This is a genomic window from Sphingomonas glaciei (genome assembly GCF_023380025.1).
In the GTDB taxonomy this organism is placed as follows: domain Bacteria; phylum Pseudomonadota; class Alphaproteobacteria; order Sphingomonadales; family Sphingomonadaceae; genus Sphingomicrobium; species Sphingomicrobium glaciei.
Map to the genome: position 1 here is coordinate 326605 of NZ_CP097253.1, position 21219 is coordinate 347823.

General features: G+C 68.6%; 17 protein-coding genes and 1 riboswitch. Of the genes, 5 read left to right on the forward strand and 12 right to left on the reverse strand.

The window, feature by feature from the left end; genetic code table 11:
* Positions 1–1410 carry a glutamate synthase subunit beta gene (locus M1K48_RS01480; RefSeq protein ID WP_249504121.1) on the forward strand — a complete coding sequence of 470 codons (1410 nt, stop codon included), beginning with the start codon at positions 1–3 and terminating at the stop codon, positions 1408–1410.
* Here the strand turns inward: M1K48_RS01480 and leuD are convergent.
* Genes leuD through ilvC form a run of 7 tightly spaced genes read right to left on the reverse strand, consistent with a single transcriptional unit; the run spans position 1401 to position 9083 of the window.
* Complete coding sequence (leuD, locus tag M1K48_RS01485) at positions 1401–1973, reverse strand: 3-isopropylmalate dehydratase small subunit (protein WP_249504122.1); 573 nt, start codon at positions 1971–1973, stop codon at positions 1401–1403. The two genes, M1K48_RS01480 and leuD, sit on opposite strands and share 10 nt — an antisense overlap.
* Entirely contained in the window at positions 1970–3424 is a 1455-nt protein-coding gene (gene leuC / locus M1K48_RS01490; protein ID WP_249504123.1) for a 3-isopropylmalate dehydratase large subunit, read from the reverse strand. Before leuC ends, leuD begins: the two co-directional genes overlap by 4 nt.
* Positions 3421–4515, reverse strand: a complete 1095-nt coding sequence (gene leuB, locus M1K48_RS01495; RefSeq protein ID WP_249504124.1) for a 3-isopropylmalate dehydrogenase — start codon at positions 4513–4515, stop codon at positions 3421–3423. Before leuB ends, leuC begins: the two co-directional genes overlap by 4 nt.
* On the reverse strand, positions 4512–6092 hold the full coding sequence (locus tag M1K48_RS01500; protein ID WP_249504125.1) for a 2-isopropylmalate synthase: 1581 nt from the start codon (positions 6090–6092) through the stop codon (positions 4512–4514). Before M1K48_RS01500 ends, leuB begins: the two co-directional genes overlap by 4 nt.
* Entirely contained in the window at positions 6089–6346 is a 258-nt protein-coding gene (locus tag M1K48_RS01505; RefSeq protein WP_249504126.1) for an ACT domain-containing protein, read from the reverse strand. Before M1K48_RS01505 ends, M1K48_RS01500 begins: the two co-directional genes overlap by 4 nt.
* The gene (gene ilvG / locus M1K48_RS01510) at positions 6343–8034 is read right to left on the reverse strand and encodes an acetolactate synthase 2 catalytic subunit (RefSeq protein WP_249504127.1); all 1692 of its coding nucleotides are present in this window, start codon (positions 8032–8034) and stop codon (positions 6343–6345) included. The genes M1K48_RS01505 and ilvG overlap by 4 nt, the downstream gene beginning before the upstream one ends.
* Before the next feature lie 2 nt (positions 8035–8036).
* The gene (ilvC, locus tag M1K48_RS01515) at positions 8037–9083 is read right to left on the reverse strand and encodes a ketol-acid reductoisomerase (RefSeq protein WP_249504128.1); all 1047 of its coding nucleotides are present in this window, start codon (positions 9081–9083) and stop codon (positions 8037–8039) included.
* 376 nt (positions 9084–9459) lie between these two features.
* On the opposite strand from ilvC, the gene ilvD reads away from it, so the two are divergent.
* Complete coding sequence (gene ilvD / locus M1K48_RS01520) at positions 9460–11133, forward strand: dihydroxy-acid dehydratase (RefSeq protein ID WP_249504129.1); 1674 nt, start codon at positions 9460–9462, stop codon at positions 11131–11133.
* Here ilvD and thrC read toward each other — a convergent pair.
* From thrC to M1K48_RS01535, 3 genes are read right to left on the reverse strand one after another with little or no spacing between them, the layout of a single operon-like run.
* Entirely contained in the window at positions 11130–12431 is a 1302-nt protein-coding gene (gene thrC, locus M1K48_RS01525; protein ID WP_249504130.1) for a threonine synthase, read from the reverse strand. The two genes, ilvD and thrC, sit on opposite strands and share 4 nt — an antisense overlap.
* Positions 12428–13375, reverse strand: coding sequence for a homoserine kinase (locus M1K48_RS01530; RefSeq protein WP_249504131.1), 948 nt, complete (start codon positions 13373–13375; stop codon positions 12428–12430). Before M1K48_RS01530 ends, thrC begins: the two co-directional genes overlap by 4 nt.
* An 8-nt stretch (positions 13376–13383) precedes the next feature.
* Positions 13384–15138: a homoserine dehydrogenase gene (locus tag M1K48_RS01535; RefSeq protein ID WP_249504132.1), complete on the reverse strand. Its 1755-nt coding sequence runs from the start codon at positions 15136–15138 to the stop codon at positions 13384–13386.
* Between the two features lie 403 nt (positions 15139–15541).
* On the opposite strand from M1K48_RS01535, the gene M1K48_RS01540 reads away from it, so the two are divergent.
* Entirely contained in the window at positions 15542–16255 is a 714-nt protein-coding gene (locus M1K48_RS01540; RefSeq protein ID WP_249504133.1) for a GntR family transcriptional regulator, read from the forward strand.
* Here the strand turns inward: M1K48_RS01540 and metB are convergent.
* Together metB and metX are read right to left on the reverse strand one after the other, a co-directional pair.
* Positions 16241–17428, reverse strand: a complete 1188-nt coding sequence (metB, locus tag M1K48_RS01545; RefSeq protein WP_249504134.1) for a cystathionine gamma-synthase — start codon at positions 17426–17428, stop codon at positions 16241–16243. The genes M1K48_RS01540 and metB overlap by 15 nt on opposite strands.
* On the reverse strand, positions 17421–18398 hold the full coding sequence (gene metX / locus M1K48_RS01550; RefSeq protein WP_249504135.1) for a homoserine O-succinyltransferase MetX: 978 nt from the start codon (positions 18396–18398) through the stop codon (positions 17421–17423). Before metX ends, metB begins: the two co-directional genes overlap by 8 nt.
* Before the next feature lie 77 nt (positions 18399–18475).
* Positions 18476–18597: riboswitch (SAM riboswitch) on the reverse strand.
* A gap of 338 nt (positions 18598–18935) precedes the next feature.
* On the opposite strand from metX, the gene M1K48_RS01555 reads away from it, so the two are divergent.
* Positions 18936–20657 (forward strand): 3-deoxy-7-phosphoheptulonate synthase, encoded by a 1722-nt coding sequence (locus tag M1K48_RS01555; protein ID WP_249504136.1) that lies wholly within the window; start codon positions 18936–18938, stop codon positions 20655–20657.
* Positions 20654–21217 carry a prephenate dehydratase domain-containing protein gene (locus M1K48_RS01560; protein ID WP_249504137.1) on the forward strand — a complete coding sequence of 188 codons (564 nt, stop codon included), beginning with the start codon at positions 20654–20656 and terminating at the stop codon, positions 21215–21217. The genes M1K48_RS01555 and M1K48_RS01560 overlap by 4 nt, the downstream gene beginning before the upstream one ends.
* The last annotated feature ends 2 nt before the right edge of the window (positions 21218–21219 follow it).

Genomic DNA, 21219 nt, shown 5'->3' on the forward strand with positions numbered 1-21219 from the left:
ATGAACAACCCCACCGGTTTCCTTGATATCGACCGCGAGGACCGTCGCTATCGCCCGATCAGCGAGCGGCTGAAGAGCTGGAGCGAGTTCGTCGAGCCGCTGCCCGAAGGGACGGTCGCGCGCCAGGCGCAGCGCTGCATGGATTGTGGCATTCCCTTCTGCCATTCGGCCTGCCCGGTGAACAACCTCATCCCCGACTGGAACGACCTGGTCACGTCGGATGACTGGCAGGCCGCGCTCGACCGGCTGCACGCGACCAACAATTTCCCGGAGTTCACCGGCCGGGTCTGCCCTGCGCCGTGCGAGGCGGCGTGCACGCTGAACCTCGAGGATCGGCCGGTCACGATCAAGACCATCGAATGCGAGATCGCCGACCGCGGGTTTCGCGAAGGCTGGGTCGCCCCGCGGCTGGCGAGCAGGGGTACGGGACGGCGGATCGCGATTGTCGGGTCGGGTCCGGCGGGCCTTGCCTGCGCGCAGCAACTGGCGCGGATGGGCCATAATGCCACGGTGTTCGAGAAGACCGACCGGATCGGCGGCCTGCTGCGCTACGGCATTCCCGACTTCAAGCTGGAGAAGAGGCTGATCGACCGCCGGGTCGCGCAGATGGAGCGCGAGGGCGTGCTGTTTCGCACCAACGTCGACGTTGGCCGCGACCTGCCGCTGGATCGCCTGCTCGACGATTATGAGCTGGTGGTGCTGGCGGTCGGTGCCGAGCGCCCCCGCGACCTCGAAGTGCCGGGTCGCGACCTGCCCGGCATCCACTTCGCGATGGAGTATCTCTCCCAGCAGAACCGCCGCGTGGCGGGCGATGCGGAGGAAGCAGCGGCGCCTGCCGGCACGATCAGCGCGACCGGCAAGCATGTGGTGGTGATCGGCGGCGGCGACACCGGCTCCGATTGCATCGGCACCGCCAACCGCCAGGGGGCGGCGTCGGTCACCCAGCTGGAGATCATGCCGAAGCCGCCCGAGCGCGAGAATAAGGCGCTGACCTGGCCTTTATGGCCGCTCCGCATGCGCACCTCTTCAAGCCAGGAAGAAGGTTGCGAGCGCGATTTTGCGGTGCTGACGACTGCCTTTGTCGGGAACGGACGGGTCGAAGGCCTGCGCTGCGCGCGCGCCCATTGGGAAGGCGGCCAGCTGCGGGAGGTCGAGGGTTCGAGCTTCGAGCTCAAGGCCGATCTCGTCCTCCTCGGGATGGGATTCACCGGGACGACCTTCCCGATCGAGGATGCGGGCCTGCAAGGGGAACGCGGCGTGATCGCGGCCGATGCCGAGCGCTTCGCCACCAGCCGGTCGCGGGTGCTGGCCTGCGGCGACGCGCGGCGCGGGCAGTCGCTGGTGGTGTGGGCTATCCGCGAGGGCCGCGACTGCGCCGCCGCGGTGCACGAGGCATTGGCTCAGGCCTGAGCCTGCTCGCTCGCGCGCTCGAACGCGCTAATAGCGGCTTCGCTTTGCAGGGTCAGCGCGATCTCGTCCTGTCCGGCAAGCAGGCACTGGCGCCGGAACGGGTCCATGTGGATCGGGTAGAAGTGCCCGTTGGCCGACCGGACCAGTTGCTGCTCGAGGTCGACCGTGATGGCGTGATCGGGTGCGGCCTCGATCAGGCTTTGCACCGCTGCCTTGTCGAGGCTGATCGCGGCGATGCCGTTCTTGAAGGCGTTGCTGGCGAAGATGTCGGAGAAGCTCACCGCGATGACCGCGCGGACGCCAAGATCGGCCAGCGCCCAGGCGGCATGTTCGCGGCTCGACCCGCAGCCGAAATTGGCGAGCGCGAGCAAAATCGGCGCTCCAGCGAAATGGGGATCGTCGAAGACATTGCCCGGTTGCGCGCGCAACGCCTCGAAGGCGAAGCGGCCGAGGCCTGCGCGGGTGACAGTCTTGAGATGCTCGGCCGGGATGATCAGGTCGGTGTCGATATTGTCGAGCGCGAGCGGATAGGCGCGGCCGCAGACCCTGGTGAACGGCGTCATGCCGCCATCTCCTGGCCGACCGGGGGCAGATCGCGGACGTCGGTCAGACGACCGGCGACGGCGGCGGCGGCGGCCATGGCGGGCGACATCAGGTGGGTTCGCGCGCCCGGTCCCTGGCGGCCGACGAAGTTGCGGTTTGAGGTGGATGCGCAGCGCTCGCCCGGCGGCACCTTGTCCGGGTTCATCGCCAGGCACATCGAGCAGCCGGGCTCGCGCCATTCGAAGCCCGCGGCGAGGAAGATGCGGTCGAGCCCCTCGGCCTCGGCCTGGCGGCGGACCAGACCCGAGCCGGGCACGACCAAGGCCTGGCGCAGGCTCGGGTGGCGGCGGCGGCCATCGAGCACCGCGGCGGCGGCGCGAAGATCTTCGATCCGGCTGTTGGTGCAGCTGCCGATGAACACATGGTCGATGCCGATGTCCGCCAGCCGCTGGCCAGGCGACAGGCCCATGTAGGCGAGCGCGCGGGCAGCTTCCTCGCGCCGCGCCGGATCGGTGAAGGAGGTGAGTTCGGGAACGCGCGCACCGATCGGCAGCGCCTGATCGGGAGAGGTGCCCCAGGTGACGGTAGGGGCGACCTCTTCAGCGCGGAAGTGCAGCGAGCGATCGAAACTCGCGCCCTCATCGGTCCGCAGCTCGCGCCAGCGTTCGACCGCGCGGTGCCATGCCTCGCCCTGCGGCGAGCGTGGACGGCTTTTGAGATAGGCGAAGGTCTTGTCGTCGGGTGCGATCAGGCCCGAGCGGGCGCCGGCCTCGATCGTCATGTTGGCGACCGTCAGCCTCCCCTCGACGCTCATCGCCTCGAAAGTCGTGCCGCGAAATTCGATGACATGCCCGGCACCGCCGCCGACGCCCAATCGGGCGATGATCTCGAGGATCAGGTCCTTGGGCGTGACCCCGGGCCCCAGAGCCCCGTCGACCCTGACTTCCAGCGTGCGCGAGGGCATCAGCCACAGCGTCTGGGTCGCCAGCACATGTTCGACCTCGGTCGTGCCGATCCCGAACCCCAGCGCGCCGAGCGCTCCGTGGGCGGCGGTGTGGCTATCGCCGCAGACAATGGTGGTGCCCGGCAAGGTGAAGCCCTGCTCCGGCCCCACCACGTGAACGATACCTTGATCGGGCGACAGTGCGTCGATGTACGGAATGCCGAACTCAGCCACATTCGCTTCGAGCGCGTTCAGCTGCGCCGCGCTGGCGGGATCGTCGATTGGTAGCGGTCCACCATTTTGACGCACGCGCGCGGTGGTGGGCAGATTATGGTCGGGCACCGCCAGCGTCAGGTCGGGCCGCCGCACCCTTCGACCTGCGGCGCGAAGGCCCTCGAAAGCTTGCGGCGAGGTCACTTCGTGAATCAGGTGGCGGTCGATGTAGAGCAGCCAGGTGCCGTCCTCGCGGCGCTCCACGACGTGGCTGTTCCAGATCTTCTCGTAGAGGGTGAGGGGAGGCGCGTTCATCCGCAGCATCCGCGGTTGGTCATGAACAGGTGGCGCAGGCCGCTGTCGCGCCGGGAGCGGACCTCCAGCCTGTCGCGCACCGCGGCGCCGAAGCCCGAGGTGCTCGCGTCGCCGCCGAGGTCGGGTGTCCGGCAGCCCGACAGGAGGGTCGCCTCAAGCGCCTCGCGCAGCACCGCACCGGCGTCGCCAAGGCTAAGCTCGTCGAGCATCATCGCGGCACTGGCGATGGCGCCGGATGGATTGGCGATGTCGAGCCCACCGATCTGGGGGGCAGAGCCGTGGATCGGCTCGAACAGTCCTGGTCCGCCGGACCCGAGACTTGCCGAGCCAAGCAGGCCGATCGAGCCGCCGATCACCGACAGCAGGTCAGACAGGATGTCGCCGAACAGATTTTCGGTCAGGATCACGTCGAAGCGGCGCGGCTCGGTGATCACCGCCATCGCGCAGGCGTCGACGTAAAGATGGTCGAGCGCGACGTCGGGATAGGCCTTGGCGATCTCGTCCACGGTCGACCGCCACAGCCTGGAGGTGGCCAGCACATTGGCCTTGTCGACCTGCGTAACTTTGCCTTTGCGACTGCGCGCCGCGCGGAACGCGACGTGCGCGACCCGCTCAATTTGCTCGCGGGTGTAGGTGCAGAGGTCGGAGGCCTGGTCCTCGCCGAGGCGATGCTCGCCGTAATAAATGCCGCCGGTCAGTTCGCGCACGACCAGGATGTCGGACCCGCTGGCGACCTCGCTGCGCAGCGGCGACCATTGCCCGCCCTGCAGCACCTCGACCGGGCGAAGATTAGCGTAGAGGCCAAGTTCCTGCCTGATCTTGAGCAGTCCAGCCTCGGGCCGCTCCGCGCAGCCGTTCCAGCGATCGCCGCCGACCGCGCCCAGCAGAATGGCATCGGCCTTTTTGCACGCCGCGAGGGTCGATGGCGGAAGAGGCTCGCCATGGCGGTCGATCGCCACGCCGCCGAAGTCATGCTCGGTGAAGCGCAGGCCCAGTCCGCGCTCGGCCGACAGAAGGTCTAGGCAGGCGACCGCCTCGCGGGTGACTTCGGGACCGATGCCGTCACCGGGGAGGACCGCGATGTGGATCATGCCGCCTGCTCCTGTTCAACCCGCGCCGCTGCGATCGCCTTGATCGCCTGCGCGTTGCTGACCGCGTCGATGTAGGCCGACACGCAGCAGGGCAGGATATCGCGCGCACGGGCTCGGCCGGCATAGACTTCGCCGTCGACCTCGACAGTCATCTCGACCAGCACGCTGGCGCCCTGGCCGTCAGGGGCGGGCTGGTCCGGGTCGGCGGCGATATATTGCATCTCCAAGCTGTCGACGCGCGCCGCGGTGCCCATCATCTGGCTGACCGCGGCAAAGGCGGCGTCGAGCGCGCCCGGCGCGCTGGCGATATCGGTCACCCGCCCGCGGGTTCCGTGGTCGAGCTCGACCCGCGCGACCGGCCAGCTGTTGGCCGATACCGGGCTTCGGATATCGACCTTGGTCAGCTTCCACAGCGCCTGCGGGCGGTGCGTGCTGGACTCCGCGAGCAGGGCGGCGAGCTTGGCGGTGTCGACGATCCCGACCTCGTCCGCCACCAGTTTGAAGGCGGCAAAGGTGCGGTCTAGCGCTTCGCCTTCGAGCACCACGCCAAGCGCCCGCGCGCGTGCGGCCAATGCGTGGCGCCCGCTATGCTTGCCCAGCACGATGCTCTCGGTGACCAGCCCGATGTCCTCGGGCTTCATGATCTCGTAGGTGGCCCGGTTCTGCAACACGCCATGCTGGTGGATGCCCGATTCGTGGGCAAAGGCATTGGCGCCGACGATCGCCTTGTTGCGCGGCGGGGGCGCATTGGTGATCTGCGCCAGGGTCCGGCTGGCGGCCATGATACGGGTCGAATCTACGTTGGTATCCAGCCCGTAGAAGTCGTGGCGGGTGCGCAGCGCCATCACCACATCCTCCAGCGCGCAATTGCCGGCCCGCTCGCCGATGCCGTTGACCGCGCACTCGACCTGCCGAGCGCCGCCCCGGATCGCGGCCAGCGAATTGGCCACCGCCATGCCGAGGTCGTCGTGGCAATGAGTCGAGAAGATGACGCCGTCCGAGCGATCGACTGCGCCATCGAGGAAGCGGAACAGGTCGGTGATCTCCTCGGGCGTAGTGTAGCCGACGGTGTCGGGGACGTTAAGCGTCGTCGCGCCTTCCGCCGCCGCCACCGACAGCGTTTTGGCCAGGAAGTCGCGCTCGGTCCGGATCGCGTCCTCGGCGGAGAATTCCACGTCGTCGAAATGGTCGCGGGCGAAGGCAACCGAGCTTCGGATCGCTTCCAGCACCTGCTCGCGGGTCATTCGAAGCTTGGCTTCGCGGTGGAGAGGGCTAGTCCCGATGAACACATGCACCCGCTTGCGCGCGGCGGGAGCGAGCGCGGTCACCGCCGCCAGGATGTCTGGCCGGGTCGCCCGGGCCAGCGCGCAGATGACCGGACCCTCGACGCCGGCGGCAATGTCCATGATCGACTGGGCATCGGCCGGAGAGGAGGCAGCGAAACCGGCCTCGATCACATCGACCCGAAGCGCCGCGAGTGCCCGCGCCATGCGCAGCTTGGCATCGGGCTGCATTGAGAAACCGGGTGCCTGCTCGCCGTCGCGCAGGGTGGTATCGAAGATCAGGATCCGGCTCATGGTCGCGCACTCGGTTGGCTGGGAGAAAGGGTGACCGACGACACGTCGAACAGATTGCCGACCTGCCGCGCGACGATGTCCGGCTGGCGGCCCGCATCGCGCGCTTCGATCAGCATCGACAGCGAGGAAGATCGCTGCGGCCGTTCAGACAGGGTCAGCTCGTGGATGCGGTAACCGCGGCGCTCGATCAGGCCGAGGATGCGTAGCATGGCACCCTCGGCGGGGACGAAATCGACGTCGAGGCGGGCGTTCACCAGCGTTTCTCCAGCATTTCGACATTGGGGCTGTTGGGCGGAACCAGTGGCCAGACATTCTCGCGCGGGTCGATCCGCACGTGCATCAGGATTGGGCCTCCGGTGCCGAGCAGGCGCGCGATCCCGCCTGCGACCTCGTCCCGGCAGTCGATAGTGAAGGCCTCGATCCCGAAAGCGTGCGCGACCTCGGAGAAAGCGGGATTGTCGCTGAGGTCGATCTCCGAGAAATTCTCCTCGAAGAACAATTCCTGCCACTGGCGGACCATGCCCAGCTGCGAATTGTCGATCAGCACGATCTTGAGCGGCAGGCGGTAGCGGCGCAGGGTCGCCAGTTCCTGGATGTTCATCATAAACGAGCCGTCGCCCGACACGGTGATCACCGTCGCATCCGGCTCGGCCAGCAGCGCGCCGATCCCGGCCGGAACGCCATAACCCATCGTGCCGAGGCCGCCGCTGGTGAGATGGGCCTGCGGACGCGAGAAGCGGCAGTGCTGCGCGACCCACATCTGGTGCAACCCGACGTCGCAGGTGAAGATGGCGCCGTCGCCCGCCTTGTCGGCCAGCGTCTTGAGGAGGGCAGGGGCGTAGATGCCCTGGCCCGGCGCATCGTAGCGCGGCGCCCACAGCCGCTTGCGGCCTTGGCAATGTGCCAGCCAGTCGCCGACGTGAGGCTGCGCCGAGAAGCCGTCGAGCGCGGCCACGATATCGCCCGCGAAGCCGACCTCGGCCCGGCGCAGCTTGCCGATCTCGGACGGGTCGGCGTCGAGGTGGATGACCTTGGCGTTGGGCGCGAAGCTGGCGAGCTTGCCGGTCGCGCGGTCGTCGAACCGCGCCCCGATGCAGATGAGCAGGTCGCATTCCTCGACCGCGATGTTGGCCGCGCGCGACCCGTGCATGCCGAGCATGCCGATAAAGGTCGGGTCGTCGGTCGGGATACTGCCCAAGCCCTTCAGGGTCGCGACCGAGGGAATGGCGGTGCGGGCCACGAATCGCCTCAACGCATCCTCGGCGCGGGCCATCGCCACGCCGCCGCCGACATAGAGCAGGGGCTTGACCGCCGCCGCGATCAGCGCGTCGGCCGCGGCCACTGCGTCGCTGTCGAAGGCGATCGCCTTCGGCTGGTGGACGGGGAGCTCAGCCCGCGTCGCAAAGCCGTTGGTGACGTTCTTGGGCAGGTCGATCAGCACCGGCCCCGGTCGCCCCATCGTGGCGATGCGAAAGGCTTCGGCGAACACGTGCGGGATGTCGGCGGGGTCGCGGACCAGGAAGCTGTGCTTCACGATCGGCATCATCAGCCCGAAGGTGTCAATCTCCTGGAAGGCGTCGGTCCCCATCAGCGTGGTCGGGACCTGCCCGGTGATCGCCACCATCGGCACGCTGTCCATGAAGGCGTTGGCGATGCCGGTGATGAGGTTGGTCGCGCCCGGCCCCGAGGTCGCCAGGCACACCCCGGCCTGGCCAGTCACCCGCGCATAGGCATCGGCCGCCAGCGCCGCGGCCTGTTCGTGGCGGACCAGGATGTGCTTGAGGCTCGATCCGGTCAGCGCGTCATAGACCGGCATGATCGCGCCGCCGGGATAGCCGAAGATATATTCACTCCCCGCTGCCTCCAGCGCCTCTACGACGAGCTGTGCGCCGAGGACCTGCTGGGGCAGCGGGGCAGGCGGCCTGGGAGCTGGGGAGAGCATTCTCAGGCTGCCTGTGACTGGGGTTGCGGCGCCGCCTCATCGGGCGCCTCGACGGCCGGCTGCTGCAGCCAAGCCATGTGCTTGCGCAGCTTGGCGCCGACCTGTTCGATCGGCTGGGCGAGGTCGGCATCCCACATCCGCTGATACTCGGGCTTGCCGGCGGCGCTTTCGGCGATCCACTGGCGGGCGAAGGCGCCGCTTTGGATGTCGGCGAGGACCTCGCCCATGCGGGCGCGGGTTTCATCGTTGATGACCCGCGGGCCGGAGACGAAATCGCCATATTTGGCGGTCTCGGACACGAAGTGCAGCATCTTGGCGAAGCCGCCCTCGTACATCAGGTCGACGATCAGCTTCAGCTCATGAAGGCATTCAAAATAGGCGACTTCCGGCTTGTAACCGGCGTCGACGAGCGTCTTGAAACCGGCGGCGACGAGTTCGGTCGCACCGCCGCACAGCACCGCCTGCTCGCCGAAAAGGTCGGTTTCGGTTTCCTCGCGGAAGCTGGTCTCGATCGCTCCGGCGCGGGTGCCGCCGATCCCGCGCGCATAGGACAGGGCCTTGGCCCGCGCTTCGCCGCTCGCATCCTGCTCAGCCGCGAACAGACAGGGCACGCCGCGACCGATCTCATATTCGCGGCGGACCAGGTCGCCGGGGCCCTTGGGCGCGACCAGGATGACGTCGATGTCGGCCCGCGGCCGGACCTCGCCGTAGATCACCGAAAAGCCATGCGCGACCAGCAGCGCGCCGCCTGCCTTTAGGTTGGGCGCGATGTCGTCGGCATAGACCCGGCGGTGGCTCATGTCGGGGGTCAGCAGGCAGACCAGTTGGGCCTGCCGTGCCGCTTCGGCCGGCGAGAAGGTGGCGAAGCCGTTGTCCTGCGCCCGCCGTTCCGCGCCGCCGCCGCCCCGTGCGCCGACGATGACGTGATAGCCGCTGTCGCGCAGGTTGCGGGCATGGCTGCGCCCCTGGCTGCCATAGCCGATGACCGCGATTGTCGCCCCGCGCAGGGCATCGTGGCGGGCGTCGTCGTCGGTGTAGATGCGTTCCATCGGGTCTTCCTTCTCGCGCAAAAGAAAACCCCCGCTCTGGTGAGGAGCGGGGGCCGTGAATTCCTGTGTCCGGTTGGACGTTGGCTTCAGGTCGCTCCTCCATGTCGCTCGGTAAGTACGAGCGCCACGAGGAGAAGGCGCACGTCGACTGTCGCAAGAATCATAATGTTCGAAGCGGCAGTCAGCGTCAGCACCAAGGCGATCCAATCCGTTGTTCAGGGCCGATACGGGATCCCGAATGAGGCGGGTATGCTGACGTTGCTGACGTCATGCAAGCGCTAATCGTGGCGATCGTATCCCTTTTGACACTTTCCTGCGAACCGTGGCCGTGCTTCAACAGATCGGCATTCGGACCCGGCAGGAGATAGTTTCGACAATGACGCAGGATGGCAGGCTTCCCTCGCGTGAGATGGTGGAGGGGCCTTCGCGGGCGCCGGCGCGGGCGATGCTCCACGCCGCCGGGTTCGATGCGTCCGCGCTGGCCAGGCCGATGATCGCGATCATCCACAGCTATTCCAACGTCACTCCCTGCAACATGCACCTTCGCGATCTGGCTCAGCATGCGGCCGAGGGGATCAAGGCAGCGGGCGCCACCCCGGTGGAGTTCAACACCATCGTCGTCACCGACGGGATCGCGATGGGTACGCGGGGCATGCGCGCCTCGTTGATGAGCCGCGAGGTCATCACCGACAGCGCCGAGTTGGTCGTGCGCGGCCACTCGATGGACGCGGTGCTGTTCATCGTCGGCTGCGACAAGACCATCCCTGCCGCCGCGATGGCAGCCGCGCGGCTCGATCTGCCCAGCGTCATCCTCTACGGCGGATCGATCCTGCCAGGCCGCCACGGCGGCAAGGCGATCACCATCCAGGACGTGTTCGAAGCCGTCGGCCTGCATAGCGCCGGCGGGATCGACGATGCCGAGCTGCACGCGGTCGAAGCCGCCGCCTGCCCCGGTGCCGGTGCGTGCGGCGGCCAGTTCACCGCCAACACTATGGCCCTGGCGATGAGCTTCCTTGGCCTGTCGCCGATCGGGCTGAACGACATTCCAGCGGTGCTCGCCGAAAAGGCGCAAGCAGCCAGGGAGGCGGGGCGGCTGACCGTTGAGGCCCTGGCGGCGGGCCGCAACTCGCGGCAGATGATCACCGCGACCGGCCTTCGCAATGCCGCCGTCGCCGGCACCGCCACCGCCGGATCGACCAACCTCATCCTCCACCTGTTGGCGATTGCGCGGGAGGCGGGCATCCCCGCGTCCGAATTCGGCATCGACCTGTTCGACGAAGTGTCGCGCGCGACCCCGGTGATCGCCGACCTGAAGCCCGGCGGACGCTTCATGGCACCCGACATGTCGGCGGCGGGCGGCACCGCGTTTCTCGGTCGCCGCCTGATGGAGGCGGGGTTGATCGAGGATGCGCCGACGGTGACCGGGCAGAGCCTGTTCGACTGCTTCGTCGACGCCTCCGAAACGCCGGGCCAAGAGGTGATCGTCACCGCCGACCGGCCGATCAAGGAACGTGGCGGGTTCGGCATCTGCTACGGAAACATCGCGCCAGCTGGGTGCGTCGTGAAGCTGGCCGGACACGGCAAGTTGCGCTTCGAGGGACCCGCCCGCATTTTCGATGGCGAGGAAGCTGCCTTTGCCGCCGTCACCGCTGGGGCGATCGAGGCCGGGGACGTCGTAGTGATCCGCGGTGAAGGACCGGCCGGCGGCCCTGGCATGCGCGAGATGCTGGGCGTCACCGCGGCGATCCAGGGGCGCGGACTAGGCGATCATGTCGCGCTCATTACCGACGGCCGTTTCTCAGGCGCAACCTACGGCTTCATGGTCGGCCACGTTTCGCCTGAGGCGGCGCGCGGCGGACCGATTGCGCTGCTTCAGGACGGTGACCGGATCCTGATCGACGTTGAGCGGCGGGTGGTCGAGACCAATGCCGATCTTGCTGCTCGTCCCGCGCGCGACTGGCCGGTGTCGCCCGAGGCGACCGGGGCCTTTGCCAAATATGCGGCGTCGGTCGGCTCGGCCTCGCAAGGCGCGGTGACGCTGCCGGACTAGGCGGCGACCCGCTGCTGGTCGAGCAGGGCGGCAAGTTCGGGCATGCGCGCGGCGATTTGCTGCTTGGCGGTCGGACGATCGTCGATCGCGGCGAGCGCCGGGCTGGGTTCGATTTCCCGGCCAATCAATGGCTCGACGATCTCGGCGAATTTGAACGGGTGCGCGGTGGCCGCGGCGACCCACAGGCGTTCGTCGCGGGCTGGCGCGGCAAGTCGCCGCCACGCCTCCGCCGCGATGGCCGAATGCGGGCACCAGACATAGCCGTTTTCACGATAGTCCGCGGCGATGCGGTGCCGGATGGCCTCATCGTCGACCAGTTCCACCGTGACCTCGGCTGCGCCGTCTCCAAGCGCAGCGACCCGCTCGAAGTTGCTCGGGGCGCCGACATCCATGGCGTTGGCCAGCGTCGCGATCGACGGCCGCGCCGCGTAGCGACCGCTCTGGTGCCAGTCGAGCAAGGTGCGGTTGGCATTGGTGGCGAGGACCACCGGACCGACCGGCGCCCCCATCGCCCTTGCCAGCAACAGCGCGAAGCCGTGACCGAGATTGCCGCTGGGAATGAGGAAGCCGGGGCGTCCGTCTCCGCCTAAGGCGGCGGCTTCGAATGCGGCATGCGCGCAATAAGCGACCTGCGGGAGAAGTCGCCCGAGATTGATGCTGTTGGCCGAAGTCAGCCGATGCGCCGCGCTCAGTTGCGGGTCGGCGAAGGCTGCCTTTACCAATGCCTGACAATCGTCGAAGTCGCCGTCGACCTCGACCGCGGTGACATTGGCGCCCCAGCAGGTGAGCTGCCGCTCCTGGAATGGCGAGACCCGGCCCCGGGGGTATAGGATCACGCCGCGGGAGGAGCGGCGCCCCACCGCCGCGCAGCCAACCGCGCCGCCGGTATCGCCGGACGTCGCCGCCAGCACCGTCAGCGGTTCTTCGCCAGCTAGGCGATCGAAGCAGGCCATCAGGAAACGCGCGCCGAAATCCTTGAACGCGCCGGTCGGCCCGTGGAAGAGCTCAAGTGCGCGGAGCCCGACATCGTCGCCGAACGGAGCGACCAACGGCACCGGAAAGGTGAACGCCTCGGCACAGATTGCGTCGAGCTCCCCGGCAAGCGGGTCGCCGTCAAAGAATGGCCTGAGCCAGTCGGCCGCAAACGCCGCAAGTGGGCGTCCCGCCGCAAATTTCGATGGCTCGTGCAGCGGAATCGCTTCGGGCATGAACAGGCCGCCGTCGGGTGCGACTCCAAGCCGAAGGGCCTGCGACAGGGAAACCGGCGCCGTGTCGCCGCGCGTGCTGACGAACCTCATGCGGCGACGCGGCCGCTGTCCTGCGCCACCACTTGCACACCTTCGCCGCCAAGCGGAGCGCGGTACCGGGTGACCGGCATGCCGCCTTCAGCGAAGGCGGCCTCCATCGCCTGTTCGACCCGGCCGGCGAGGTGGCGTTCGGCGAGGGCGAATACCGATGGCCCCGACCCCGAGAAGGAGCAGCCGAGCGCGCCGGCCGCGGCCGCGGCCCGCTGCACTGCTGGCAGGCAGGGGAGGAGATGCACCCGCTGCGGCTCGACCAGCAGATCCTCGAGGCCGGCCCTGACCAGCGACAGGTCGCCGATCGCGCAGCCGGCGACGAAGGCGGCGACCCTGCGGCTATGCTCGACTGCCACGCGCATCGGAACGTTGGCGCCGAGCAGGGCGCGTGCTTCGCGCGTCTCGATCTTGGCGGAAGGGTGGAAAAGGATCGCGACCAGTCCCTCGGGGACGGGCAGGCGGCGGATCAGCGGCGGCTGCTCCGCGCCGGCGAGGACCAGCCCGCCGAACAGGCTGGCGATCACATTGTCCCACGGCGGCGGATCGGACGAGGCGCGCTCGCCCTCGATAGCGAAGGGCAGCAACTGTTCGGTCGTAAAGGGGTGATCCAACAGGGCGTTGACTGCGGCAGCGGCGGCGACGGCGGAGGCGGCCGATCCGCCCATTCCCGCCGACAGCGGAACGCCCTTGTCGATGGCGAGCGAGACGCCGAACGGAGTGCCCGCGGCCTGCAGCACTGCCTGCGCCGCGGCCAGCGCGGTGTTGCGGTGCGGTTCGGCGGGCAGGTCGGCGAGCAATCCCGACACCTGCGCCAGGCGCACGCCGCGCGCCTCCTCGCGGGTGGCGGTGACAACGTCATGCGCGGCGGGGAAGGCGAGGCCGAGGATGTCGAAGCCGACGCCGACATTGCCGATGCTCGCCGGCGCGCTCGCCGTGGCGGACATTCGCGGCGTCACGCGCTCAGCTTCAGCGGTCCGCTCACCGTCCGCTCCTTGCCCAGGATGGCGCGCCGCGCGTCCAGCACGTCGGCCATCACTGCAGTTGCGGTCGGCCATCGTCCTGCGCCCTTGCCATGCACCTGGTGCATTTTGCCGCCGGCGTCGGTGACAAGGAAGCGATTTTCTTCATTGTGGACGCTCGCCAGCACATGGTCGGCGGGAAGCGCCACTACCTGGACGCTGGCCACGGCCGATCCGTCGGGCTCAAGCCAGCAGCGGCCCACCTGTTTCAGCACCTCGCCGCGGCGCTGTGCTTCGGCCGCCGCACCCGGCGCCAGGTCGCGCAGCGATTGCTTGGGGATCAGGCTTGGCGGAAGCGCGACGCCGAATGCCTCGCGCACGAGGATCGACAGTTTGTCGGCCGCGTCATGTCCGTCGACATCGCCCGAGGGGTCGGCTTCGGCGAACCCAAGCTCCTGCGCGGTGGCAAGCGCCCGATCGAAATCCCAGCCTTCCGCCAACCGGCTGAGCAGGAAGTTACAGGTGCCGTTCATCACCCCCTCGACCGCCGCCACTTCGCCCTTCAGGCGGCGAAGCGTTTCGACGATCGGGGCGCCGCCGCCGACCGCCGCCGAGAAGCGCAGGCCCCCGCCGTGCCGGGCGGCGCAGGCGTGCAGCGAGTCCCAATGCTTTGCGAGCGCCGCCTTGTTTCCGGTCACGACCTCCGCGCCGCGCGACAGGGCGCGGTGCATGGCGTCGGCGGCAAGATCGGTGCCGCCGATCAGTTCGACCAGAAGTTCGGGCTCGTCGGCCAGCGCCTCGTCGAGGTCGCGGGTATATTCGCCGGGTCGTGACGAGCGCGGCCGCTGCACCAGCACCGGTCCGAGTTCGAACACGTCGGGCTGCGCTTCGAGCAATTGCTTGACCCCGCCGCCGACGGCGCCGCAGCCGAGAAGCGAAAGGCGGACGGCATCGCTGCGCAGCGGCGCCGAGGGCTTGGCACCCAGGTCGCAGATCACGGTGGCTTCGCACGAGCCGAGCGCCGCGACTTCGACCAGCACCTTCTTGTCGGCCGCCACCCGCAGTGCCTTGGGCTGGACCAGCCCGTCGCTGGCGACCTCGGCCTCGGCATAGCTCAGCCGTTCGAACCGGCGGGCACCCGGTACTTCGCTCGGGTCGGCCTCGTACACGCCGTCGACATCCTTGATCAGCCGTACCCGATGGGCCTGCAGGCGATCGGCGAAGAACACTGCGCTGAGGTCAGTGCCGCCGCGGCCGAGGGTGACGACGCCATGCTCCTCATGGTCGGCGATGAAGCCGGGAACCACAACCACATCCTGCTGCTGAAGCGCGGCGAGCACGTGGGCGGCATCGAGATCGACGAGGTCGGAATCGAGGGCGGGACCTTCCGCCACCAGCTTCATCTCATGCGGATCGAGGGTCGCCGCACGGACACCGACCTTGGCCAGCGCCAGTGCCAGCAATGCGGCCGAGCGGAGTTCCCCGACGCGGGCCAGCCGCGCCACGAGATTGGCCGGAGCCGCTTCGCCGCCGACCCGCTCGGCCTGGCCCAGCAGCGCGTCGGTGTCGCCGGCCAGCGCAGAGACGACCGCGACGACCTTCTCGCCCTCGCGGACATGGGCGTAGATTTCCTGCACCACCCGCGGGAAGTCGCGCTCGTCGCGGACGACCGAGCTTCCGAACTTGAGCACGCACAGGGCGTGGGCTGGTGGCAGGTGATGGGCTTGAAGGTGAAGCTGCTGGGACATGGGTGGGATCGCTTTCGGCTGGAAAAAGAACAAGAAAAAACCCGCTCTCCGGGTGGAGGGCGGGTCGGGTGAAACCTGGTTGTCAGACCAACGTCAGCCGCTCGCGCCCCACGGGTGCAGTGTGGTGATAATGGTCATGGTGATGGCGGTACGGCCGGCGCACGACACCGCGGCGCCGAAGGGCGCGAGGGCGGCAGCGAGGAGCGATTGACCTTGCATGGGATCCCAAAGCTGTCAGCAACGACCAACCCTGTCAACCCACGCCCGGTAGAATTCAGGATCGATCGCTCATAAGCGGCTGAGCCGACCCGCAAAATTTCGATCTTTTGGGATCCCTCGCGCCGGTGGACGACAGGCGGCGTCATCAGTAAGAAGCCCGTCGGAGCGAGGGAATGAAATTAACATGATGGTTGAAGGGCACGGCGCGGCCGGCCGCGTGGCCCGGCATATCCGGCAGCTGATCGTCGAAGGCGTGCTGGAGCCCGGCGCGCGGGTGGCCGAGGCGACGCTGGCCGAACGGCTGGGCGTGTCTCGTACCCCCGTCCGCAATGCGCTTCCCGTGCTTGCCAGCGAGGGCCTGCTGGAGCCGGTCGGCAAGCGCGGCTTTGCGGTGCGTGCCTTTACCAAGGAGGAGAGCTACGCCGCGACCGAGCTGCGCTGCGTGCTGGAAGGCTATGCCGCGCGCAAGCTCGCCTTGCGCGAAGACCGCGCCCCGGTGGTCGAGCAACTGCGCGAGGCGATGACCGACGGCGACGCCATCTTCACCAAGGGCTTTCTCGAACGCGAGGACGAGGATCGCTACGCCGCGATGAACCGGCGCTTCCACGACTTGGTGGTCAGCGGCGCCGGCGACAGCCTGCTGCAGGACATGATCCAGCGGGTCTACGCCATCCCCTTCGTCGCGCCCGACGTGGTCGCCTTCAACCGCATTCCGGCCGAAGAGATCTTCCCGATCCTGATGTCGGCCCAGCACCAGCATCATGCGATGATCGATGCCATCGCCGCTGGCCAGGCCGACTTTGCCGAAAGCCTGATGCGCGGTCATTCGGCGGCCGCCCGCCGCAGCCTCGGCCTCGAGGAACGGTTCGACGAGGCGCCCATTTCAGGCGCAGCGTAGCCGGGCCGGCCGGGGCGCCGCCGCCCGGTCGAGCCCGTCCGTCAGGTCGGCCAGCAGGTCGGCCGCTTCCTCGATCCCGACCGACAGCCGCAGCAGCCCGGCGCCGATCCCGGCCCGCTGCCGCACTTCGGCGCTCATCGCCGCATGGGTCATGGTTGCCGGATGCGCGACGAGGCTCTCCACCCCGCCGAGGGATTCGGCGAGGCTGAAGCACTGCAGCCCATCGAGAAAGGCCCGCACCGCCTCTTCTCCGCCGGCAAGCTCGAACGAGATCATCCCGCCGAATCCGGCCTGCTGCCGGGCGGCGATCGCATGGCGGGGGTGCGTCGCAAGCCCGGGATAGTGCACCGCTTCCACGCCGGAGTGAGCGGCCAGCAGGTCGACTACCCGCGCGGCATTTTCCTGGTGGATGCGGATCCGCGCCGGCAGCGTCCTCAGGCCGCGCAAGGTCAGGAAGCTGTCGAACGGCGAGCCCGTCAGCCCCAGCGCATTGGCCCACCACGCCAGTTGCTCATGCACCGCCGCGTCCTTCGCCACCACCGCGCCGCCGACCACGTCGCTGTGCCCATTGATATATTTGGTCGTCGAATGAAGCACGATGTCGGCGCCGAAGCCGATTGGGCGTTGCAGGGCGGGCGAAAGGAAGGTGTTGTCGACCACCGTCAGCGCCCCGGCCTCGTGCGCCGCGGCGATCGTCGCAGCGAGATCGGTGATCCGCAGCAGGGGATTGGACGGCGTCTCGATCCACACCAGTGCCGGCTTCTGCTTCAGCGCCGCGGCAAGGGCCGCCGCGTCGGTGAAGTCGACGGTAGTCAGCTCGAAATGGCCCCGCCGCGATAGTGCGTCGAACAGGCGCCAGCTTCCGCCATAGCAATCGTGCGGCACCAGCAGGCGGTCGCCCGGCTTCAGCACGGCGTGAAGGACCAGGGTTTCCGCGGCCAGACCACTGGCGGTGACCACCGCGCCATGGCCGCCCTCCAGCTCGGCCAGCGCCTCGGCCAGTTGGTCTCGGGTGGGATTGCCGCTGCGGCTGTAGTCGTAGGTGCGCTTCTCGCCAAAGCCGGCAAAGGTGAAGTTGGACGACAGCACGATCGGCGGCGCCACCGCGCCAAAGGCGGTGTCGCAATCGATCCCGGCGCGCACCGCCGTCGTCGCGAAGTGGCGCTCAGTCATGATCGTACTCCAGGTTTTCAAGGAAGTCGGACAGGAGTGATGCGACGAGTGCATGCTCCTTGAGGAAGCTGTCGTGGCCGAAGCGGGTCGGCAGTGCCGCGAAACGACCCCGCGGTGCCCGCTCGGCCAGTTCGGCGATGTCGGCGCGGGGGATCAGGCAATCGTCGAGCGCGGCGGCGAACAGGGCAGGGACGGTGATCCGCTCGGGCTCGATGGCGTGAAGGTCGATCGATTCCGACAGGCGACGATAGGCGACGGTGCAGACCCGGGCTGAATGGCGCGTGCCCTGCGCATCGAGATAGGGCTCGGCCCCGCAGGTGACACGCTCGCCGGTCAGGCAGGGCGAGGCGGCAAAGCGATCGGCGAATTCCTCCGGCGTGCGGTAGGCGGTCATCGCCATCTTGCGGGCCAATGCCACCCCGGCGCGCGGATCACCCAGCCGCTCGCCCAGCTCGACCGCCTGCCGCTGCAAGGCGCGCTGGGCGGAGACGAAAGGGTGCGCCCGGTGCGCGGCGCTGATCGCCAGCAGCCTGCCGCAACGGTCCGGCGCGAGCGCCGCCAGGTGCATGCCGGTCATCCCGCCATAGCTCGCCCCGATGAAGGCGGCGGCGGAATCGATGCCGAGATGATCCATCGCCAGCAGGATGGCGCGAGCCTGGTCGGCGGGATGGATCGGGCGATCGAGCGATCCGTCGGCCCCGACCCAGTCGATCGCCAGCCGGCGGAAACGCCCAAGCACGTCGGCCTGCGCTTCCCACCAGCCGGCGCTGGGGTCATCATCGCTGGCGATCACATGGGCGTCGGCCGAAATGCCGCCGGCGAGGATCAGCAGCGGGGCCTGCTCGTCGCCGGCAAGTTCGAAGCGGATGGTGACCGGCGCAGCTGGGCCGTGGACGAAGGGCAGGGTGGCCCGACAGCTGCCGGAGCCTTCCGGCTCCTCGCGGATGATCCTCAGATTGGCTGCGCTCACCTGGCCGTCACTCCCTCGTCCACGAGGGTCCGGACGGGCGGCGAGTGGACGAACGGCTCCGACCATCGGAGCGATCCGGACCATCTGCCGGCAAGCCCGAGGGCTCCCGCAGGACTTGGCACCATTGAGCCGGACGTGATGTCCGTCTCCGGTTGCCCCGGCTTCTTCGGGCCTGTCCCTCAGCCGGTCTCGATGGAAAGGCCATCATCGCCGTTCGGTAGCGGTAGAGTCAAGACGGGATCCCGAAATAACATCCGCTATGTGTCCGGTCGCGCAGTCTCCCCCACGCCGAAACGGTCCGGCACGCAATGGCAAGCGGGTGAATTTAACCCCCTTGCGCTCGCAATCGAATCAAGGCAGCTTAGGCAAACGGCAGCCATTTTAGGGCGGCCAAGGGACCAAAGCGAGCGACATGCTTCGATACCGGGTCATGGTGAACTTTACAGGCCGGCATTCCTACGGGGTGCCGGAGATGCTGTTCAACACCTGATCTGAGCGCTTGCCTCCCCCCGCGGACAAGCGCGGCGAGGCAAGAAAATGAATCCCAAATCGCAGAATATCATCAGTCCCATCCCGCCCGTCCTCGACGTGCTGCGGAAGGATATCGACTGGATCGACGACCAGATCCTCGACCTGCTCGAACAGCGCTATGCGGTGGTCAAGAAGGTCGCCTGGGCCAAGAACCGCGACGCCGAACAGGCGCTGGCACTGCGCCCGGCGCGTGAAGCCGCCATCCTCGACCGGCTCACTGCCCGTGCGATCCACGTCCCCCAGGCCGACGTCGCGCATATCTGGCGCTCGATCCTGTCGCTCAGTTCGCACCACCAGCGGGCCTATCGCATCCTGGTGTCGGGCCCGGACACGGCGCGCGTGGCGTTGCTCACGCTTGCCGCGTCACGCCACGCGGGCGTTGCGGTCGAATGGCTGGAGGACGGCGCCGCCGCCCTTGAAGCCGCCGGGCGCGGGGAAGCAGTGCTGCTGGTCCCCGCCGACCAGTGGGACGCGGGGCGCCATGTCGGGCTCGACCTCATCGCCCAGCATCCGACCGGCTGCCTCGACCATCCCTGGGCGCTCGAACTCGGCCGGCTCGGCAGCGACGAGGCGAGCCGTGCAGATTGGAGCCCGCACAGCTGGCAAACCAGGGTCCACCAGCAGCAACCGGCCTATCCCGAACCGCAGGCCGCCCGCGAAGCCATGCGCGAGCTTGCTGCCGGTAGCGGCATCGTCCCGCTCGACGAAGTCACCGAACTGCAGGCGCTGGTCGCCGAGGCGCAAGCGGGTCGGGGCCTGCTGATCCAGGCCGGCGATTGCGCCGAGCGGATGGACGCCGATGCTGAAGAGGTGCGCGCGATGGCCGCGCTGGTTGACCGGCTCGGCACGGAACTGGAAGAGCGGCTCGGGCTTCCCGCCACCCGCCTTGGCAGGCTCGGCGGCCAATATGCCAAGCCCCGTTCGCAGGCTGCCGAGGGGGAGGGCGCCGCGCGCGTTCCAGCCTATCGGGGCGACGCCGTCAACGGCCGCGCTGCCTGTCCGCTCGAGCGTACGGCCGATCCTTCGCGCCTGCTGCTCGCCGGCGACCAGGGCCTGCGGGTGCGCGGATGGCTTGAAACGGCCGCAGTCCGCACCAGCCACGAGGCCCTGCTCCTCGACTATGAAACGGCGCTGACCCGCACCGCCGGTGGCACGAGCTGGGCAAGCAGCGCGCACAGCCTGTGGCTCGGCGATCGCACCCGCGACCTCGCCGGCGCGCACGTCGAATATCTGCGCGGCATCGCCAATCCGCTCGGCATCAAGTGCGGTCCGACGCTCGGCCCCGAGCAGCTCGTCGCCTTACTCGATCGTCTCGATCCCAACGGCACGCCGGGACGCATCATGCTGGTGTCGCGGCTGGGAGCCGCCCATGTCGAGGATCGCCTCGCGCCGCTGATGGCGGCGGTGAAGGACAGCGGCCGCTCGGTCTTGTGGCTGTGCGATCCGATGCACGGCAACAATCTCACGGCGAACGGGACCAAGGTCCGGCTGATGACCGACATCGTCGCCGAAGTCGGCGCTTTCGTCCGCACCGCACGCAGCCTCGGCGTCCACCCCGGCGGCCTCCACCTCGAAGTTACGCCGCGCCCGGTGCTCGAATGCGTCGAGCGGATCGAGGATGCGACCGCCGATCGACCTTTCGAGAGCCTGTGCGATCCGCGCCTCAATGCCGAACAGGCCGTGCGCGTGATCCTCGCCTACGCCGCTGCGATGGAGAGCCGCGCGTGACCGCCGCCGCCCGCATCGTCGCCTACCTCGGCGGCAACGGCAGCTTCTCGGAGGAAGCATGTCGGCGCTTCGTGCCCGCGCACCAGTTGATGCCGCTCGGCGACTTCGCGTCGGTCGCGCGCGCGGTGTGCCAGGGGTCGGCCGATCTCGCCCTGTTGCCCGTGTCGAACAGCCGGGTCGGGCCGATCGCCACCGTCCGGCACCTGCTCGCCCATCCCGAACTGCGCGTCGTCGGCGAACAGGTGCTCGGCGTTCGCCTGCATCTCCTTGGCTGTGAGGGGGCGGACATCACCACCATCCGCCACGTGTCGAGCCATCCCGCCGCGCTGATCCAGTGCGCGCCCTACCTCGACGGACGCGAGTGGATCGCCATTCCGGCAGCGAGCACGTCCGAAGCCGCGCGCCAGCTGGCGGCGTCGAACGATCCGTCGCGCGCGGCCATTGCCTCGGAAGCGGCGGCCGCCATTTACGGCCTGCGGGTGCTTGCGCGCGACCTTCAGGGGGAGGCCGAAAACATCACCCGCTTCGCGATCGTCGAGCGGCGCGACCAGTTCGCCTGAGC

Bases quoted from the DNA above. Each gene is read 5' to 3' on its own strand.
- leuB (WP_249504124.1), bottom strand. From the start codon at position 4,515: ATGATCCACATCGCGGTCCTCCCCGGTGACGGCATCGGTCCCGAAGTC.
- M1K48_RS01500 (WP_249504125.1), bottom strand. From the start codon at position 6,092: ATGAGCCGGATCCTGATCTTCGATACCACCCTGCGCGACGGCGAGCAG.
- M1K48_RS01480 (WP_249504121.1), top strand. From the start codon at position 1: ATGAACAACCCCACCGGTTTCCTTGATATCGACCGCGAGGACCGTCGC.
- ilvG (WP_249504127.1), bottom strand. From the start codon at position 8,034: ATGCTCTCCCCAGCTCCCAGGCCGCCTGCCCCGCTGCCCCAGCAGGTC.
- thrC (WP_249504130.1), bottom strand. From the start codon at position 12,431: ATGAGGTTCGTCAGCACGCGCGGCGACACGGCGCCGGTTTCCCTGTCG.
- M1K48_RS01540 (WP_249504133.1), top strand. From the start codon at position 15,542: ATGATGGTTGAAGGGCACGGCGCGGCCGGCCGCGTGGCCCGGCATATC.
- metB (WP_249504134.1), bottom strand. From the start codon at position 17,428: ATGACTGAGCGCCACTTCGCGACGACGGCGGTGCGCGCCGGGATCGAT.
- M1K48_RS01530 (WP_249504131.1), bottom strand. From the start codon at position 13,375: ATGTCCGCCACGGCGAGCGCGCCGGCGAGCATCGGCAATGTCGGCGTC.
- leuD (WP_249504122.1), bottom strand. From the start codon at position 1,973: ATGACGCCGTTCACCAGGGTCTGCGGCCGCGCCTATCCGCTCGCGCTC.
- ilvC (WP_249504128.1), bottom strand. From the start codon at position 9,083: ATGGAACGCATCTACACCGACGACGACGCCCGCCACGATGCCCTGCGC.
- M1K48_RS01535 (WP_249504132.1), bottom strand. From the start codon at position 15,138: ATGTCCCAGCAGCTTCACCTTCAAGCCCATCACCTGCCACCAGCCCAC.
- ilvD (WP_249504129.1), top strand. From the start codon at position 9,460: ATGACGCAGGATGGCAGGCTTCCCTCGCGTGAGATGGTGGAGGGGCCT.
- leuC (WP_249504123.1), bottom strand. From the start codon at position 3,424: ATGAACGCGCCTCCCCTCACCCTCTACGAGAAGATCTGGAACAGCCAC.
- M1K48_RS01555 (WP_249504136.1), top strand. From the start codon at position 18,936: ATGAATCCCAAATCGCAGAATATCATCAGTCCCATCCCGCCCGTCCTC.